Annotated in this window: 17 protein-coding genes; all 17 read left to right on the forward strand. The window is 41.0% G+C overall.

Annotated elements, in window-relative coordinates; genetic code table 11:
* Position 1: 1 nt before the first annotated feature.
* Complete coding sequence (gene flgC, locus G3R48_RS01925) at positions 2 to 436, forward strand: flagellar basal body rod protein FlgC (RefSeq protein WP_153660835.1); 435 nt, start codon at positions 2 to 4, stop codon at positions 434 to 436.
* 24 nt (positions 437 to 460) lie between these two features.
* Complete coding sequence (flgD, locus tag G3R48_RS01930; RefSeq protein WP_153662052.1) at positions 461 to 1,222, forward strand: flagellar hook assembly protein FlgD; 762 nt, start codon at positions 461 to 463, stop codon at positions 1,220 to 1,222.
* Between the two features lie 80 nt (positions 1,223 to 1,302).
* Positions 1,303 to 2,661 (forward strand): flagellar hook protein FlgE, encoded by a 1,359-nt coding sequence (gene flgE, locus G3R48_RS01935; RefSeq protein WP_153660833.1) that lies wholly within the window; start codon positions 1,303 to 1,305, stop codon positions 2,659 to 2,661.
* A 239-nt stretch (positions 2,662 to 2,900) separates the two neighbouring features.
* Positions 2,901 to 3,644: a flagellar basal-body rod protein FlgF gene (gene flgF / locus G3R48_RS01940; RefSeq protein ID WP_153660831.1), complete on the forward strand. Its 744-nt coding sequence runs from the start codon at positions 2,901 to 2,903 to the stop codon at positions 3,642 to 3,644.
* A 12-nt stretch (positions 3,645 to 3,656) separates the two neighbouring features.
* On the forward strand, positions 3,657 to 4,445 hold the full coding sequence (gene flgG / locus G3R48_RS01945; protein WP_153660829.1) for a flagellar basal-body rod protein FlgG: 789 nt from the start codon (positions 3,657 to 3,659) through the stop codon (positions 4,443 to 4,445).
* A 9-nt stretch (positions 4,446 to 4,454) separates the two neighbouring features.
* Entirely contained in the window at positions 4,455 to 5,129 is a 675-nt protein-coding gene (gene flgH / locus G3R48_RS01950) for a flagellar basal body L-ring protein FlgH (RefSeq protein ID WP_153660827.1), read from the forward strand.
* A gap of 9 nt (positions 5,130 to 5,138) precedes the next feature.
* A complete protein-coding gene (locus G3R48_RS01955; protein WP_153660825.1) occupies positions 5,139 to 6,236 on the forward strand; it encodes a flagellar basal body P-ring protein FlgI in 1,098 nt (365 codons plus the stop codon).
* Positions 6,237 to 6,265: 29 nt separating this feature from the next.
* Positions 6,266 to 7,378 carry a flagellar assembly peptidoglycan hydrolase FlgJ gene (gene flgJ / locus G3R48_RS01960; RefSeq protein ID WP_153660823.1) on the forward strand — a complete coding sequence of 371 codons (1,113 nt, stop codon included), beginning with the start codon at positions 6,266 to 6,268 and terminating at the stop codon, positions 7,376 to 7,378.
* Entirely contained in the window at positions 7,378 to 9,294 is a 1,917-nt protein-coding gene (flgK, locus tag G3R48_RS01965) for a flagellar hook-associated protein FlgK (protein WP_153660821.1), read from the forward strand. The genes flgJ and flgK overlap by 1 nt, the downstream gene beginning before the upstream one ends.
* A 17-nt stretch (positions 9,295 to 9,311) precedes the next feature.
* Positions 9,312 to 10,511 carry a flagellar hook-associated protein FlgL gene (gene flgL / locus G3R48_RS01970; RefSeq protein ID WP_153662050.1) on the forward strand — a complete coding sequence of 400 codons (1,200 nt, stop codon included), beginning with the start codon at positions 9,312 to 9,314 and terminating at the stop codon, positions 10,509 to 10,511.
* 78 nt (positions 10,512 to 10,589) lie between these two features.
* Positions 10,590 to 11,414, forward strand: coding sequence for a flagellin N-terminal helical domain-containing protein (locus G3R48_RS01975; protein ID WP_153660819.1), 825 nt, complete (start codon positions 10,590 to 10,592; stop codon positions 11,412 to 11,414).
* A 344-nt stretch (positions 11,415 to 11,758) separates the two neighbouring features.
* Entirely contained in the window at positions 11,759 to 12,577 is an 819-nt protein-coding gene (locus G3R48_RS01980) for a flagellin N-terminal helical domain-containing protein (RefSeq protein ID WP_153660817.1), read from the forward strand.
* 119 nt (positions 12,578 to 12,696) lie between these two features.
* Positions 12,697 to 13,101 (forward strand): flagellar protein FlaG, encoded by a 405-nt coding sequence (locus tag G3R48_RS01985; protein ID WP_228497286.1) that lies wholly within the window; start codon positions 12,697 to 12,699, stop codon positions 13,099 to 13,101.
* 58 nt (positions 13,102 to 13,159) lie between these two features.
* Positions 13,160 to 14,527, forward strand: a complete 1,368-nt coding sequence (gene fliD, locus G3R48_RS01990; protein WP_153660815.1) for a flagellar filament capping protein FliD — start codon at positions 13,160 to 13,162, stop codon at positions 14,525 to 14,527.
* 12 nt (positions 14,528 to 14,539) lie between these two features.
* Complete coding sequence (locus G3R48_RS01995) at positions 14,540 to 14,866, forward strand: hypothetical protein (protein WP_153660813.1); 327 nt, start codon at positions 14,540 to 14,542, stop codon at positions 14,864 to 14,866.
* 7 nt (positions 14,867 to 14,873) lie between these two features.
* On the forward strand, positions 14,874 to 15,284 hold the full coding sequence (fliS, locus tag G3R48_RS02000; protein WP_153660811.1) for a flagellar export chaperone FliS: 411 nt from the start codon (positions 14,874 to 14,876) through the stop codon (positions 15,282 to 15,284).
* A 414-nt stretch (positions 15,285 to 15,698) separates the two neighbouring features.
* Positions 15,699 to 17,126, forward strand: coding sequence for a sigma-54 dependent transcriptional regulator (locus G3R48_RS02005; RefSeq protein ID WP_153660809.1), 1,428 nt, complete (start codon positions 15,699 to 15,701; stop codon positions 17,124 to 17,126).
* Positions 17,127 to 17,193 lie beyond the last annotated feature (67 nt).

A 17,193-nucleotide genomic window follows, 5' to 3' on the forward strand; every position in this document is an offset into this window, starting at 1 on the left:
TATGGGTCTATTTAATATATTTAATGTGTCTGGTTCAGGCATGTCAGCTCAGTCTGTTAGGTTAAATACTACTGCAAGTAACATTGCCAATGCCGATTCTGTTTCGAGTAGCATTGATAAAACTTACCGAGCAAGACACCCGGTTTTTGAAGCCGAGTTAGCTAAGGCTAATGATATGCAAGCCGGTGGTGGTCACAGTGGCCAAGGACAAAGTGTAAAAGTGGCCGGTATTGTCGAAAGTGATAAGCCGTTAATAAAAGAATTTTCGCCAGATCATCCAATGGCTGATAGCGATGGATATATCTATAAACCGAATGTGAATGTGATGGAAGAAATGGCTGATATGATTTCAGCATCACGTGCATATCAGATGAATGTTCAAGTGGCTGATGCAACAAAAAGTATGTTGCAACAAACACTTAGGATGGGTAAATAGCATGAATATTTTAGGAGGTAAATGATGAGCCTCATTAGTCCTTATAGTCAGTCTCTGCCACAAGTATCGACCAGTTCGAATGCAAGCTCGGGTGCGTCAAGTACGATACAAACGGGTGGGTCTATTTTAGACGGTTCGCGTCTAGAAGATACTCAAGTAAAAGAGAACACCAATGGACAGATGTTAAAGCAGGAAGATTTCTTTGCTTTACTCAGTCAGCAATTATCAATGCAGGATCCTTCTAAGCCAGTTGATAATGACCAAATGATTGCCCAAATGGCATCGTTTTCTACTGTTGATGGTATTTCTAACCTCAACAAAGAAATTGTCAACCTTAATGGTGTAATGAGCTCTAGTCAGGCATTACAAGCATCAGGTTTGGTTGGTAGAAAAGTATTAGTGCCTTCAGGTTCTGGATATGTGTCAGCTGAAAATCCTGAACTAAAAGGTGTCGTTAGTGCTCAAGACAAGATCAAAACAATTACTATGCGGGTTGAAGATGACGCTGGCCAGTTAATTAAGTCATTTGATGTTGATGGCAGTGGTGGCGGTAATGTTGACGTGACATGGGATGGACTTGATAAAAATGGTGATCCTGCTCCTGCGGGTAATTACACCATGAGTGCAACAGGTAGTGTAAATGGCGAATCTCAAAGCCTTGCCGTATCAACCTATGCGCATGTAACGAGTGTATCGTTAGGAACGTCTGCAACAGGTGCGGTATTGAACTTACGTGGTATTGGTGGCATTAAATTATCTGATGTCTTAGCGGTATCTGAAACTTAATGTGTACATGCTTAACGCATGAGTTATTTAGCGTATTGAACCGCTAATTGATCATTCAACAGAATTTATAGAGGTTAATTATGTCATTTAATATTGCATTGAGCGGTATCTCAGCTTCGCAAAAAGACTTAAATACCACAGCGAACAACATTGCAAACTCAAACACCACAGGCTTTAAAGAGTCGCGTGCAGAATTTGCCGATGTTTATGCAAACTCCATCTTCTCAAACAGCAAAACGGCTGTCGGTGGAGGGGTAACAACAACGCAAGTTGCCCAGCAATTCCACCAAGGAAGTTTAGAGTTCACCAGTAACTCGTTAGATATGGCAATCAGTGGCGGTGGTTTTTTTGTCACCTCGTCTGAGATTGGTACTCAAGATCAGTCATTTACTCGTGCTGGTGCTTTTAAAGTGGATTCAAACAATTATATGGTTGATTCTACAGGTAACTTCTTGCAAGGTTTTCCTGTTGATGAATCAGGTAATTCAACATCAGTGAGTTTAACGACAACTCAACCAATTCAAATCCCTGATACTGCAGGGAGTCCCGTGATGACTTCAAATGTTGGCTTAGAGTTGAATCTAAATGTGGGTGAAAAAGAATTAGACCCAGCTAACTTTGACCCTAATGATCCGGACACATTTAATAATTCTACTTCGGTGACTATTTATGACTCACTGGGTGACTCTCATATTATGACCCATTACTTTATTAAACCTGAAGGTGGTGCTTATACGGGTGAGAGTAACTGGGTATCATATACTGCGATAGATGGAAAACCCGTCAATATGTCGACAGCCGGTCAATATCAGCAAGATACTACGGGTAATGGGGTGCCTGACACCACAAAAACTGCACAAACGGCTGGTGGTTGGACTGGTTCTGTTGTTAAGTTTAATGATGTTGGTGCCTACACTGGCACTAACCCTGCCACATTGACTACTGAGCAACTTGGGGTTAATGGTGCCGATGTGTTAGGCGCAGGTACTGACGGTTCACAAACTGTTGATATCAATTTTGATAACCCAACGCAATATGCATCAGCATTTGAAGTGACATCATTAAATCAAGATGGGACGACTGTTGGACGTCTTACCAATGTGTCTATTGGTGCAGACGGTTTAATTAGTGCGAGTTACAGTAATGGTTCCAATGTTCCTTTATCTCGTGTTGCGCTGGTTCGTTTTGCTAACGAGCAAGGTTTAACACAAGTTGGTAATACGGCTTGGAAAGCCAGTTTAGACTCGGGCCCGGCATTAGCTGGTGAAGCAAATAGTGGAACATTTGGTAATATTCGTTCTTCTGCGTTAGAGCAATCGAACGTTGACTTGACCACTGAACTTGTGGATTTGATTTCTGCTCAGCGTAACTTCCAGGCTAACTCGCGGACACTTGAAGTCAATAATACGTTGAACCAAACAGTATTACAGATCCGATAGTCTAAGATAGTGTTGCCGTGCCAGCGGCAACACTTTTCCTGCGGTTACATAAATTAACTCAGCAACACATTGATAAAATTTTGACCCCACCTTTATCTCACTTTAATCGTCCTTCGCATTTTATTATCGCACTACATATCAACACGTTAAATACAGTTACCTCGATACCTTAATGTTGGCATGTACCTTGCAATTTATTCATTAATATCGTTTAAAGCAGAAAGTTTGACGGAGTTTGAATGGATAAATTCTTATATATCGCCATGACAGGTGCAAAGCAAGGAATGAATGAATTAGCTGTAAGGGCTAACAACCTTGCTAACGCCAATACTGACGGTTTCAAATCTGAAATGGCTCAAGCTCGATCGATGCAAGCATTTGGGGAAGGCATGCCTTCCCGGGTTTTCTCTATGATTGAAAGCCCAAGTGCCAACTTTAAAAATGGTCCAATTCAAACAACAGGGCGTGAACTTGATGTCGCGGTAAAAGGTGACGGTTGGTTAGCTGTTCAAGCCGCAGATGGCTCAGAAGCATACACACGTGCAGGCAGCTTGAAATTTGACAGTACAGGATTACTTGTTAATAGCAGTAACCGTGCCGTTATGGGAGACGCCGGCCCAATTGTATTACCGTTGCCTATTGATAAGGTTCATATCTCATCTGACGGGATTATTTCTGTTCGTCCACAAGGTGCAACCGCTGATGTGATCGAAGAAGTGGCTCGGATTAAATTAGTTAATCCTGGCAATAGTGAAATGATGCGCGGTGAAGATGGCTTATTTCGCCTTAAGTCAGGTGAAGTAGCAGCAAAAGACCCAAGTGTACATGTTGAAAGTGGCGCAGTAGAGGGCAGTAATGTCAACGCTGTTCATGAAATGGTTGAGATGATCAACATTCAGCGCCAATACGAAATGCAAGTCAAGATGATGAAAAACGCAGAAGAGATTGATCAAGCGTCATCTTCTTTATTAAGAGTGAGTTAGGAGTAATAAATTATGCAACCAGCTTTGTGGATAAGTAAAACCGGTTTAGATGCTCAGCAATCTAATATTGCGGTTATTTCTAACAACGTCGCCAATGCCAGTACCGTCGGTTATAAAAAAAGCCGTGCGGTATTCGAAGACTTGCTTTATCAAACCGTTAACCAAGCAGGTGGTGTCAGTGCTGATAACAGCAAACTTCCTAATGGTTTGAACATGGGGGCAGGGACAAAAGTTGTTGCCACGCAAAAAATGTTCACCCAAGGAAACATGTTAACCACAGATAACTCTCTTGATCTTATGGTTGAGGGTTCAGGATTTTTTGAAGTTGAAATGCCTGATGGCACAACTGCTTATACACGTAATGGTCAATTTAGTCTTGATGACTCTGGGCAAATTGTTACCCCAGGTTCTGGTTATGTTGTACAACCAGCTATCACGATTCCTGAAGATGCCACCAGTATTACGGTTTCATCTCAAGGGGAAGTTTCTGTCAAATTGGCTGGCGGTGCGGCTAACCAAGTCGTAGGGCAGTTGGCCATTTCTGATTTTATCAACCCAGCAGGTCTTGACCCATTGGGACAAAATTTATATTCAGAAACAGGTGCAAGTGGTGCTCCTATCCAAGGTACACCATCTGAAAATGGACTTGGCGCCATTCGTCAAGGTGCGTTAGAAACATCGAACGTTAACGTCACCGAAGAACTTGTTAACTTAATTCAAAGTCAGCGTATCTATGAAATGAACTCAAAAGTTATTTCAGCAGTGGATCAAATGTTGTCTTATGTTAACCAAAATCTTTAGGGGTAGGTTATGAGTAAGTATCTGTTATTGGTATCGGCAATGATGTTAGCAGGGTGCAGCTCTACTCAAAATAAACCGATCCCAGATGACCCGTTTTATGCGCCTGTTTATCCTGATGCTCCAGTGACACAGGTACAAACGACAGGCTCTATTTATTCGGCTTCTCAAGCGGCAAGTTTGTATTCTGATATTCGCGCTCACAAGGTTGGCGACATCATTACAGTGATGCTTCGTGAGTCAACCCAGGCCTCTAAAAGCGCCAACAATGAGCTATCAAAAGACAGCAATATTGGTATCGATCCACTCCATGTTGGCGGTAAAAACGCCACGATAAATGGTATACCGCTTGATTTTCGTTACGGTGACAACATGAACACCAAACGCGAAGCTGATGCTGATCAATCTAATAGTTTAGATGGCAATATTTCAGCCAATGTGATGCAGGTGCTTGGTAACGGTAATTTAGTTATTCGCGGTGAAAAATGGATTTCAATAAATAATGGGGATGAGTTTATCCGCGTAACAGGCATTGTCAGAAGTGAAGATATCACCCCCAACAATACCATTGAATCAACTCGTGTCGCGAATGCAAGAATTCAATATAGCGGCACAGGAACGTTTGCTGAATCACAAAAAGTGGGCTGGTTAAGTCAGTTTTTCTTAGGCGAATGGTGGCCTTTTTAGGAGTAACCAATGAAATATAAACTGATGTTGTCGTTGTTTGTTGCAATGACCTGTTTTAGCTCACTGTCTTATGCCGACAGAATTAAAGACTTAGCCAACATACAAGGTGTGCGGTCAAATCAACTTGTTGGTTACGGTTTAGTTGTCGGTTTACCTGGTACAGGGGAGAAAACCCGTTATACCGAACAAACCTTTAAAACCATGTTGAAAAACTTTGGTATTAACTTACCCGATTCAGTGCGCCCGAAAGTCAAAAACGTTGCCGTTGTGGCCGTACATGCAGAAATGCCGCCGTTTATTAAACCGGGTCAAAACATTGACGTTACCGTGTCAAGTGTCGGTGAAGCTAAGAGTCTACGTGGTGGTGCACTGCTGCAGACTTTTTTGAAAGGGGTTGATGGCAATGTTTATGCTATTGCGCAAGGTTCACTGGTGGTATCAGGTTTCAGTGCCCAAGGTTTAGATGGTTCAAAAGTGATTCAGAACACGCCGACGGTTGGGCGTATTCCAAGTGGTGCGATTGTTGAACGCAGCGTCGTGTCTCCTTTTGCGACAGGCGACCACCTTACCTTTAACTTACGCCGTGCTGATTTTTCAACGGCTAAAAGAACCGCTGATGCCATTAATAACTTATTAGGCCCAGGAATGGCTCATGCCATTGATGGTAGCTCAATACAAGTTAGTGCGCCAAGAGATGCATCTGATCGCGTGTCATTTTTAGCTACCTTAGAAAACATTCAAGTAGAACCTGCTGATGAATCAGCAAAAGTGATTGTTAACTCACGCACCGGCACGATTGTTGTTGGCAAAAATGTCAAACTGCTTCCCGCTGCTGTGACCCATGGCGGGTTAACCGTCACGATTGCTGAAGCAACACAAGTTTCACAGCCTAATCCTTTAGCTGGCGGCCAAACCGCGGTTACCACAGACAGCACAATTGATGTCGATAAAAGTGATAACCGGATGTTTAAGTTTGATCCTGGCACCTCATTAGATGAGTTGGTTAGGGCGGTTAACTTAGTCGGTGCAGCACCTTCTGATGTACTTGCTATTCTCGAAGCGTTAAAAATGGCAGGCGCTTTGCATGGTGAACTTATCGTCATCTAAAAATTGTCACTTAGGCAAATGGTAGCACTATGGAAAAGTTGTCAAACTCTTCGCAATTTCTGGACATTGGTGGATTAGATTCACTGCGCGTAAAAGCCCAGAAAGATGAAAAAGGCACACTTAAAGAAGCAGCAAAGCAATTTGAAGGCATTTTTATACAAATGTTGATGAAAAGCATGCGAGATGCAAATGCTGCATTCAAATCCGATAGTCCGCTAAATAGCCAGACAACTGAATTTTTTGAAAAAATGCGCGACCAACAAATGTCTGTTGAATTATCAGACAAAGGTATGCTGGGGATTGCCGATTTGATGGTTCAACAACTTGACCCGAACTCAAGCGACGTAAAACCAGCATCAATGTTACGCCATGACTTTGATGCTAAGGCGCAGCAAAGCATTGAGCATAATCATGTCCTACCAATGGGGCCAGATGATGACATCGCGCAAGTCTTGCCAACGGATGCAGTTGCAGTGTCTCATGATATGAACATGCAACCTCATTCAGCCTCTCCGGTAATGACCCAACATGGTCGCGATGATATTTCACATTTGTTGGCGGGCAAAAGTACCCAGCAAAATAGCGGCAATGTATTGCCGATGCAGCACCCAATACACAACGTTAATCATGTTGATAAACGTCAATCTGGTTTTGATACACCGCAAGACTTTATTACAACGCTTTACCCTCATGCCCAAAAAGCAGCTAAATCACTTGGGACAACACCAGAGGTATTGATCGCTCAATCGGCATTAGAAACAGGTTGGGGTCAAAAAGTGATTAAAGATGACAAAGGTGAGCTTAGTAATAACTTATTTAATATTAAAGCTGATAACCGTTGGGCTGGGGATAAAACCTCCGTTAACACTTTAGAGTACGAACAAGGCAAAGCGGTTAAACAGCAATCAGATTTTCGTGTCTATGACAGCATTGAGCAAAGCTTTAACGATTTCGTCAATTTTATTGGCAACAGTGACCGTTATCAAAATGCCAAAAAAGTGGCCGCCCAACCAGAACAGTTTATTCATGCCTTACAAAAAGCGGGTTATGCCACAGACCCACAATATGCAAACAAGGTCATTAAAGTGATGCAGTCGGTCACGCAAAGTGTGAAATCTATTATGCCTAAGGAGAATAACTAATGTCGGTCGACTTACTTAATATTTCGCGCACAGGTGTATTAGCAGCACAATCTCAACTGTCTGTTACCAGTAATAATATTGCCAATGTAAATACCAGTGGTTATCACCGCCAAGTTGCTTCACAAGAAGCCTTAGAGTCACAGCGCCTGCAAGGTAACTACTTGGGTACTGGTTCGTATGTTAATGATGTCAAACGAATTTACAACGAATTTGCATCCCGAGAATTACGTATTAGCCAAACCTCAATGAGTGAGGCAACGACCACGTATGCCAAAATGGATGAATTAGACCAAGTTTTTTCAAACGTGGGTAAAACTCTGCCGCAAGGACTTAATAGCTTATTTGAAAGTATCAACAGTGTGGCTGGTATCCCGACAGATATTGGTTTGCGAGATAATGTCATTGATAACGCATCACAGCTTGCTAGAAGTATTAATGGTATGCAAACCCAAGTGGATAGCAATATCAAACAAACAAATCTACAAATTGAATCAACCACTAAACGTGTTAATGAAATTGGTAAAGAGCTTGGCAGTATTAACTCTGAATTGATGAAAGATCAAACGCAAGACCCACAACTATTAGACAAGCAAGACGCGTTGATTAATGAGTTAAGCCAATACTCCCAAGTCAATGTTATTCCACTTGAAACTGGAGCAAAGTCAATCATGCTTGGTGGCTCTGTGATGTTAGTGTCTGGTGAAGTGTCTATGGAAATGGGAACCGTCACAGGCGATCCATTTCCAAATGAACCTAGATTGACGGCAAACACAGGTGATAAATCATTAATTGTTGATCCATCAAAACTCGGCGGTCAGCTTGGTGCTTTATTTGATTTTAGAGATGAAACCTTAATTCCTGCTAGTAACGAACTCGGGCAGTTTGCATTAGGTGTGGCAGATAGCTTTAACACAGCTCAAACCCAAGGTTTCGATCTTAACGGTGAAGTGGGGGGGGATTTGTATCGTGATATTAACGATCCGCAAATGTCAGTCGGACGTGTTGGTGGTTACAGCAATAATACTGGAACCGCGAACTTGTCAGTCAATATTGATGATGTAAGTGGATTAACAGGTGCCAGTTATGAGTTAAATTTTACCGCGCCAGGCACCTATGAACTGACCGACAACACGACAGGTGATGTCACCCCACTAACCTTAAATGCGCCAGGTGAATTAGCTGGTGGAAGTGGGTTTACCATTAATATTGATACGGGGGCAATGGCCGATGGAGACCGATTTGAAATACGCCCGACAGCAGGCGCGGCTTCTGGGGTTGAAGTCGCCATGGTTGATCCTAAAAAACTTGCCATTGCCGGCCCAACAATCACTGCCGACGCAGCGAATACTTCAAAAGCAACCGTTAGTTTAAATGGTATGGACCCAACGGCTACGGGTTTTCCAGGTGTTGATTCTGCAATAACCTTTCAACTTAATACCGCCACCAATACTTATACTGCGTTTGATGACACAGGGGCAACTTTAGGGACTGGCACTTATTCGCCACCGCAAGTTAATGCATTTGGCATGAATTTTGATGTAAATAACACCACTGGCGCAACAGCTGAACGTTTTACTTTTGATTTAACCTTTGCTGAAGGCAATAACAATAACGCAGTTTCAATGGCGCAGCTGGCAAACAAAAATATCATGAATGGTGGCAAGTCGACACTGGTAGGGGTTTACGAAAACACTAAATTAGATATTGGCAGTAAAACCAAAGCTTCTGAAGTAAGAGTGGAGTCGGCAAATTCTATATACCAGCAAGCCAATAGCCGGGTGCAGTCAGAATCAGGTGTTAATTTAGATGAAGAAGCATCTAACTTGATTCGTTTTCAACAATCGTATTTAGCCTCCGCCAAAATTATGTCGACAGCGCAGGCAATTTTCGACTCCCTAATTAGTTCAGTGCGATAGAGGTAAAAAAGATGAGTATGCGAGTTTCTACTGGACAGATTTATAACCAAACAGCGAGCAACATCTTGCAAAAGCAAAGTGAAACTAACAAGGTGCTCGATCAATTGATGACAGGTAAAAGAGTGAACACTTCAGGTGATGACCCTGTTGCTTCAATTGGTATTGATAATTTGAACCAACGTAATGCTTTGGTTGATCAATACGTTAAGAATATTGAATATACCAAAAACCGCTTAGGTGTTACTGAAGGGAAAATCAGTAGCACTGAATCATTGCTTAACTCGATGCGTGAAGATTTACAGCGGGGAGCAAACGGCAGTTTGGCGACTAACGAGCGGCAAATGGTTGCCGAAGACATGAAAAACAGCTTAAACGAGCTCATGTCGATAGCTAACTCACAAGATGAATCTGGGCACTATCTATTTGGCGGAACTCAAGTTAACACTATACCTTTTGCTTTTGATGCTAATGGTAGCGCTGTCTATAGTGGTGACAGTGGAGTACGTAATAGTGTTGTCAGTTCCGATGTGCTAATTGCAGCTAACGCACCTGGCGACTCTGTCTTTATGAACGCTCCAAACCCCTTAGGAGACTATGGCGTCAATTATTTACCCTCACAACAAGGTGACTTTACCGTTGAAAGCGCCAAAATTTCTAACACTGCTACCCATGTCAGCGGTCAATATACCTTTAACTTTGTTGATAATGCAGGGGTAACAGATCTTCAAGTTGTTGACCCTACAGGTACGACAACAACCTTTGCTAATTACGATCCTTCCACACCTGTTACAGTTAATGGATTAGAGGTAAAGCTAGATGGTAAGCCAGTTGCAGGCGATAGTATCACGTTAGAACCACAAGAAACTGTGAGCATTTTAGATAGCATGAATGACGCTATCGCCTTCTTAGAAGATCCCGACGCAGTATCAACACCACAGAATAAATCAAAGTTGGCACAACTATTGAATAATATTGATAGTGGTCAAAATCAAGTCAGTACCGCAAGAAGTACGGCGGGAAATAGTTTGAAAAGCTTAGAAAATCTGACATCGACTCATGAAGACGAAAAAGTGATTAATAGTAGTGCACTGTCTTTATTAGAAGATTTAGATTACTCAAAAGCCGTGACCGACTATAAACAACATGAATTAGCTCTTGATGCAGTATCTAGCGCTTTTTCCAAAGTTGGCAACATGTCTTTATTTAATTACATCTAAATAAACCTAGATTGTTACTTTTTACGATTTAGCCAAGCTCCAAAGTCTTGGCAACAAACTAAGAATGAGGAATGACGTATGGCTATTACAGTTAATACAAACGTAACATCAATGAAAGCCCAAAAGAATTTAAATGCTTCGGGTTCTTCACTGGCGACTTCCATGGAGCGCTTATCAAGCGGCTTACGCATTAACAGTGCAAAAGATGATGCCGCAGGTTTAGCTATTTCTAATCGCTTGAACTCTCAGGTTCGCGGTCTTGAAGTCGGGATGCGTAATGCTAATGATGCAATTTCAATTGCACAAATTGCCGAAGGTGCAATGCAAGAGCAAACAAACATGTTGCAACGTATGCGTGACCTATCTATCCAAGCAGAAAACGGTGCAAATAGTACTGATGACCTAGCGTCTATCAAAGCTGAGATGGATCAGCTTTCAACCGAAATTTCTTCTGTTGGTGATACCACCGCATTTGGTAATACTAAATTAATGACGGGTGGTTTTTCTGCGGGTAAATTATTCCAAGTTGGGCACCAAGATGGTGAAGATATTACTGTTAAAGTGGGTACCACTAACTCTGACTCATTATCTGTTTCCAAATTAGATGTGACAACGTCTGCTGGTCGAGATGCTGCTATTGATAAAATTGATGCTGCAATTAAATCAATTGATACCCAGCGTGCAGACTTGGGTGCGGTACAAAACCGTTTATCCCATAACATTGCAAATAGTGCCAATACACAAGCTAACGTAGCGGATGCTAAATCTCGTATTGTTGATGTCGATTTCGCAAAAGAAACTTCAGCGATGACTAAGAACCAAGTATTGCAACAAACCGGTTCAGCTATGCTTGCCCAAGCAAACCAATTACCACAAGTGGCGCTGTCACTATTAGGTAGCTAGTTGTTTCAGTAAGGCTGTCTGTCAGCTAAAGACTGTTGAGAACCTTTTTGCAATGATTGTAAGAAGGTTTTCTTGTATATAAGGACGAAAATTATACCGTAATAGCCATAGTTATTGATTTTTTATGTCCATAGTCAAAAATAAAGCTTGTTGTAAGTCATAGATATATAAGGCTTATTTTTATTTTAAACAAAAAAATGGCATTTTTTTAAATTTTTTCCTAAAGCAAAATATGAACAGGCCGTTAAATATACTGTAACCAGTTAGACATGCCTGACTTGCTTAACCTAAAAGCAAACAGGCTTAATCATTAAGTCAGGCAAATTTTATAGAGGAAAGAATTCATGGCTATTACAGTAAACACCAACGTAACATCAATGAAAGCTCAGAAAAACTTGAACGCTTCAGGTAGTGCTTTAGCCACTTCTATGGAACGTTTATCTTCTGGTCTTCGTATTAACAGCGCAAAAGACGATGCTGCCGGCCTAGCGATTTCTGACCGCCTAAACTCTCAAGTAAGTGGTCTTGAAGTTGGTATGCGTAACGCGAATGACGCGATTTCAATTGCACAGATTTCTGAAGGTGCAATGCAAGAACAAACAAACATGTTGCAACGTATGCGTGACTTATCAATTCAAGCAGAAAACGGTGCAAACAGTGCAGACGATTTAACCTCAATTAAAGATGAGATGGATCAGTTAGCAACAGAAATTACATCTATTGGTGATACCACCGCATTTGGTGACACTAAGTTAATGACGGGTAATTTCTCTGCGGGTAAAACCTTCCAAGTTGGTCACCAAGAAGGTGAAGATATTAGCGTAACTGTTGGCACAACAAATGCTACTACTTTATCTGTAGCTGCATTGGATATCACAACGTCTGCGGGTCGCGATGCTGCAATTGATAAAATTGATGCTGCAATCAAAAACATTGATGGTCAACGTGCAGGTTTAGGTGCGATTCAAAACCGTTTGTCTCACAACATCTCAAACAGTGCTAACACTCAAGCGAACGTTGCCGATGCAAAATCACGTATTGTAGATGTTGATTTCGCAAAAGAAACTTCAGCGATGACTAAGAACCAAGTATTGCAACAAACCGGTTCAGCAATGTTAGCTCAAGCTAACCAGTTACCTCAGGTAGCGCTATCATTACTTTAATCGGTAATGTAAGTTAAAATTAGTTTGCGATAAGGAGATTTGGAGACGGATCTCCTTTTGACGTTAAAGTGAATAAATTTGAGTCAAAAATCAGTATTACTGATTTAGTGAGGTGAACCATGGAGATCCAACACAACTCAACAGCAAGCTTTAAAACACTCGCTGAATCGAGCAAGAAAGTCGTTAATCAAGATAGATTAACACCGCCAGCAATGGATGCTGACAAAACGCTTCATCATGTGTCAGGCGTTAATGCACAAGATGAGCCAACAGCGTTAAGCTTACAAAAAAGTAAACCAGAAGATGATAAACTCAGTGATGTAGCTGAAAACTTAACTAATATGGTTTCGATGATGCAAAAAGGGCTTAAGTTTTCTGTAGATGAAGATTCTGGTGAGCAAGTGATTAAAGTACAAGACGTTCAATCTGGAGATGTCATCAGACAAATCCCAAGCGAGGAAGCATTAAAGCTTGCGGAAAAACTGAGTGAGGTCTCTGGTATACTCATGAAAATTGAAGTGTAGTTGTAAACATTTAATGTTTCGCTTCATCATTCAGGTTAAAGTTATTTAGGAGTCGATTATGGCATTAACATCAACAGGTATTGGTTCAGGACTTGATATTACAAATATTGTTAAGGTCCTTGTTGATTCCGAAAAAACGCCAAAAGAAGCACGGTTTAATCAAACTGAATCGACGATAAAAGCAAAAGTATCAGCAATAGGCACATTAAAAAGTAATCTGTCTTCATTTCAAGATGCGTTAGAGAAGCTCAAAGATGGCGCTTCTTTGAACCAACGTACCGTCTCTACTGGTGACAGTGAATACGTTTCAGCAACCGCTTCAAAAGATGCTCAAAGTGGTACCTATAATATAGAAGTTGAACAATTAGCTAAGCCTCATAAAGTCGGTGGTACTTTTACTAGCGATGGCTCACAAACCGTTGGCGGTGGTCGTATCGACCTGAATGTAGGCAGTGAAAGCTTTGGTGTTGACATTGATGCAACAGATAGTCTTGATGCCATTGCTAAAAAGGTCAATGATTCCACTGATAACCCAGGTGTTACCGCTACGGTTATTACTAGTGACAGTGGTAGCCGCTTAGTGTTCAGTTCTGACACGACTGGGACAGATAGCCAAATCAGCATTAATGCGACCGATAGTGCCGGTACGGGTCTATCTGATATGTTTAATGGTGGCAACTTGACCGAAATTCAAGCTGCGCAAAACTCTATTGTTCATATTGATGGTCAAAAAGTTACCTCTCAAACTAATACGGTTTCTGGTGCGATTACAGGAGTAACACTTGATCTCACTAAAGCCGATATAAATGAAAGTTCAACATTGTCTATTACGTTAGATGAAGAAGGCGTAAAAGAGAATGTGCAAGGCTTCGTTGACTCTTATAATACATTGATGGATTCAATGAAAAAATTGTCATCATATGATGCGGATAAAAATGAATCAGCAGCTTTGCAAGGTGATTCCATTATTCGTTCACTTGAAGGCCAATTGAGGGGTATTATTAGTACTCGTGTTGACAATGACGATGGCTCATCAAGTGCATTATATGACATTGGGATAAAAACTGACCGCTATGGTAAGTTGAGTATTGATGATGACAAGTTAGATAAAACCATTGCTAATGACATGGGACATGTTGAGTCATTGTTTTCATCCGATAAAACCGGTGTCGCTGTTCGACTTGACGACTTAGCCAACACTTATGTTAAAACTGGTGGGGTGATTGCTGGCAGGGAAAATACTTATACTCGCGAAACATCGCGCTTAGAAGACCAACGTGAAACTTTTGCTTTAAGAATGGAACAATTAGAGTCTCGATTGACCAAACAATACAACGCCATGGATTTAGTGGTTGCTAATTTGAACCAACAAAGCTCTGGACTAATGGATCGAATTAACTCTTTACCTGGTGTGATCAAACAATAATTGGTGAACAGTTTGCAAAATATTAAAAATATTGACCAACTTAATCAAAATATTGAAGCAACTTTAAAAAATATTGCAGATATTCCTGCTGAAGATGAAAAGTCAGATGAGTTGGTACAGTCTTTGCTTGAACTTGTTGGTAAGCGTCAAAGTTTTGTAGCTCAATTTATATCCAGTGATGATATAGGTGCTGATACCCTTCAGAAACAACTCGCTTTGACGAAAAAATACACGGAACAAGTTAAAGTCGCATTACAACATCGCCAAGATCTTCTTTCAAAAGGCAGATCTAACAAGCGACAAATTAATGTCTATCAAAGTATAAATTCTAACAGGTAGGTGTGAGATGAGAGGTTCATTACGATCTTATCGTAAAGTGTCACTTGAAAGCGAGATTGCAGTTGCATCTCCTCATAGAGTCATTCAATTAATGCTCAATGGAACGCTGGAGCGCTTAGCTCAGTCTCGTTCGGCAATTGAGCGTAACGACCTTCAAAATAAAGGCATGCTCATTGGTAAGGCAATTGGCCTTATTAATGGCTTAAACAACAGTTTAAACATGGATGAAGGCGGCGATATCCCGTTGAACTTGAGTCGTCTATATGACTTTATGTTAGTGCGATTATCTGAAGCAAATATGCAAAATGATGTACAAGCTATTGATGATGTATCGGATATCTTGCGCACAATTAAAGAAGGTTGGGATGCTATCCCAAAAGATAAACATAATATTAGTTCTGAGACGTCGACTTACTAATGTTAATGTTATTCAAAAAAAGACGCCTTAGGCGTCTTTTTTTGTACTTAAAGAAAGTAAATTTTTTCTTAAATCGTTAAAAAAGCAGATAAAGTGAGCAATCATGAGCTAAAATCAGCCATGTGTTTGATTTAATTTAGCCAACACTTGCTTAAAACTTTCGGTTAATACACTATTTGGTATACGGTGCATGAATACCAAGCTATACCAATGGTTTATTCATACTGTGATAGACAAGTAGAATAAACGGCAATTTTGATATTAAATGTGGATGAAATGTTTGTATCAAGTTCGATTGTGTTTTTTCTTTATCTCTTGTCACAAAATGTGACTTCAATTGACTACGGTTTTGTCAATTATCGAGTAATATTAGTCGATTAGCCCCTATTTATAATAGAAATTTGGCCATTCTGAATGATGCAAATAGAACAAAAAATTTTAATTGTCGGTACTCCATCAGAGCGCGTTACCAGCTTATACTGCATTTTCGAGTTTCTAGGTGAACAGTGTGAAATTGTATCTGCAGATAATTTAATTGAGTTAGTTGAGTCCGCTCGTTACCGAGCTTTAGTGATTACAGATCAAACAACGGTCGATTCGATTAAAAATATTTCAACAATAGCACCATGGCAACCCATATTATTGCTTGGAAAAGCCTCATTAACTCTCTCTAATATTCTCGGGGTGATTGAAGAACCGTTTAACTATCCTCAATTGACTGAGCTACTTCATTTTTGCCAAGTTTTTGGTCAAGTCAAAAAAGAACAAGTCCCCACAAGTGGCAATCAAACTAAATTGTTTCGCAGCTTAGTCGGCCGCAGTGAAGGCATTGCTAATGTAAGACACCTGATAAGCCAAGTTGCAGGCTCGGAAGCCACCGTGCTGATCCTTGGGCAATCAGGAACGGGTAAAGAAGTGGTTGCTCGTAATATTCATTACATGTCTGAGCGACGTAATGGGCCTTTTATCCCTGTAAACTGTGGTGCTATCCCTCCAGAGTTACTTGAGAGTGAGCTGTTTGGCCATGAAAAGGGGTCATTTACTGGTGCTATTTCTGCACGAAAAGGTCGCTTTGAATTAGCGGAAGGCGGCACATTATTTCTTGATGAAATTGGTGATATGCCCTTACAAATGCAAGTGAAATTGCTAAGGGTATTACAAGAAAGGGTCTTTGAGCGAGTGGGTGGTAGTAAAACTATTTCAACCAATGTGCGCGTTGTCGCTGCAACTCACCGTGACTTAGAAACCATGATTGAAGAGAATGAGTTTCGTGAAGATCTCTATTACCGTTTAAATGTCTTCCCTATTGAAATGCCATCATTGAGTGAGCGCAGTGAAGACGTTCCTCTATTGCTACAAGAGCTTGTTAGCCGCGTATTTAATGAAGGTCGAGGTAAAGTTCGTTTTACTCAACGTACGATTGAATCATTAAAAGAACATACTTGGTCGGGCAATGTTCGTGAACTCTCTAACTTGGTCGAACGGCTCACGATTCTTTATCCTGGTGGCTTAGTTGATGTTAACGATTTGCCTAGAAAGTATCGTTATATTGAAGTGCCAGAGTACTCAGTTGATATCAGTGAAGAGCAATTAGAGCGTGATGCGCTAGCATCTATTTTTAGTGACGATGAACCCGTTGAACTGCCTGAAACACGTTTTCCAACAGAGCTGCCTCCTGAAGGGGTAAATCTTAAAGATTTATTGGCGGAATTAGAAATTGACATGATCCGCCAAGCGCTGGAGCAACAAGACAGTGTTGTTGCCCGAGCGGCTGAGATGCTAGGTATTCGTCGTACCACCTTGGTTGAGAAAATGCGTAAATACGGGATGGGTAAAGAGTAAACCTTTATTATCCAAGTGGTATTTTATTTCCAATAAAACCTGTGTACTTGCACAGGTTTTTTTATGG

It is taken from the genome of Shewanella intestini, from assembly GCF_018221465.1.
GTDB classification, from domain to species: domain Bacteria; phylum Pseudomonadota; class Gammaproteobacteria; order Enterobacterales; family Shewanellaceae; genus Shewanella; species Shewanella intestini.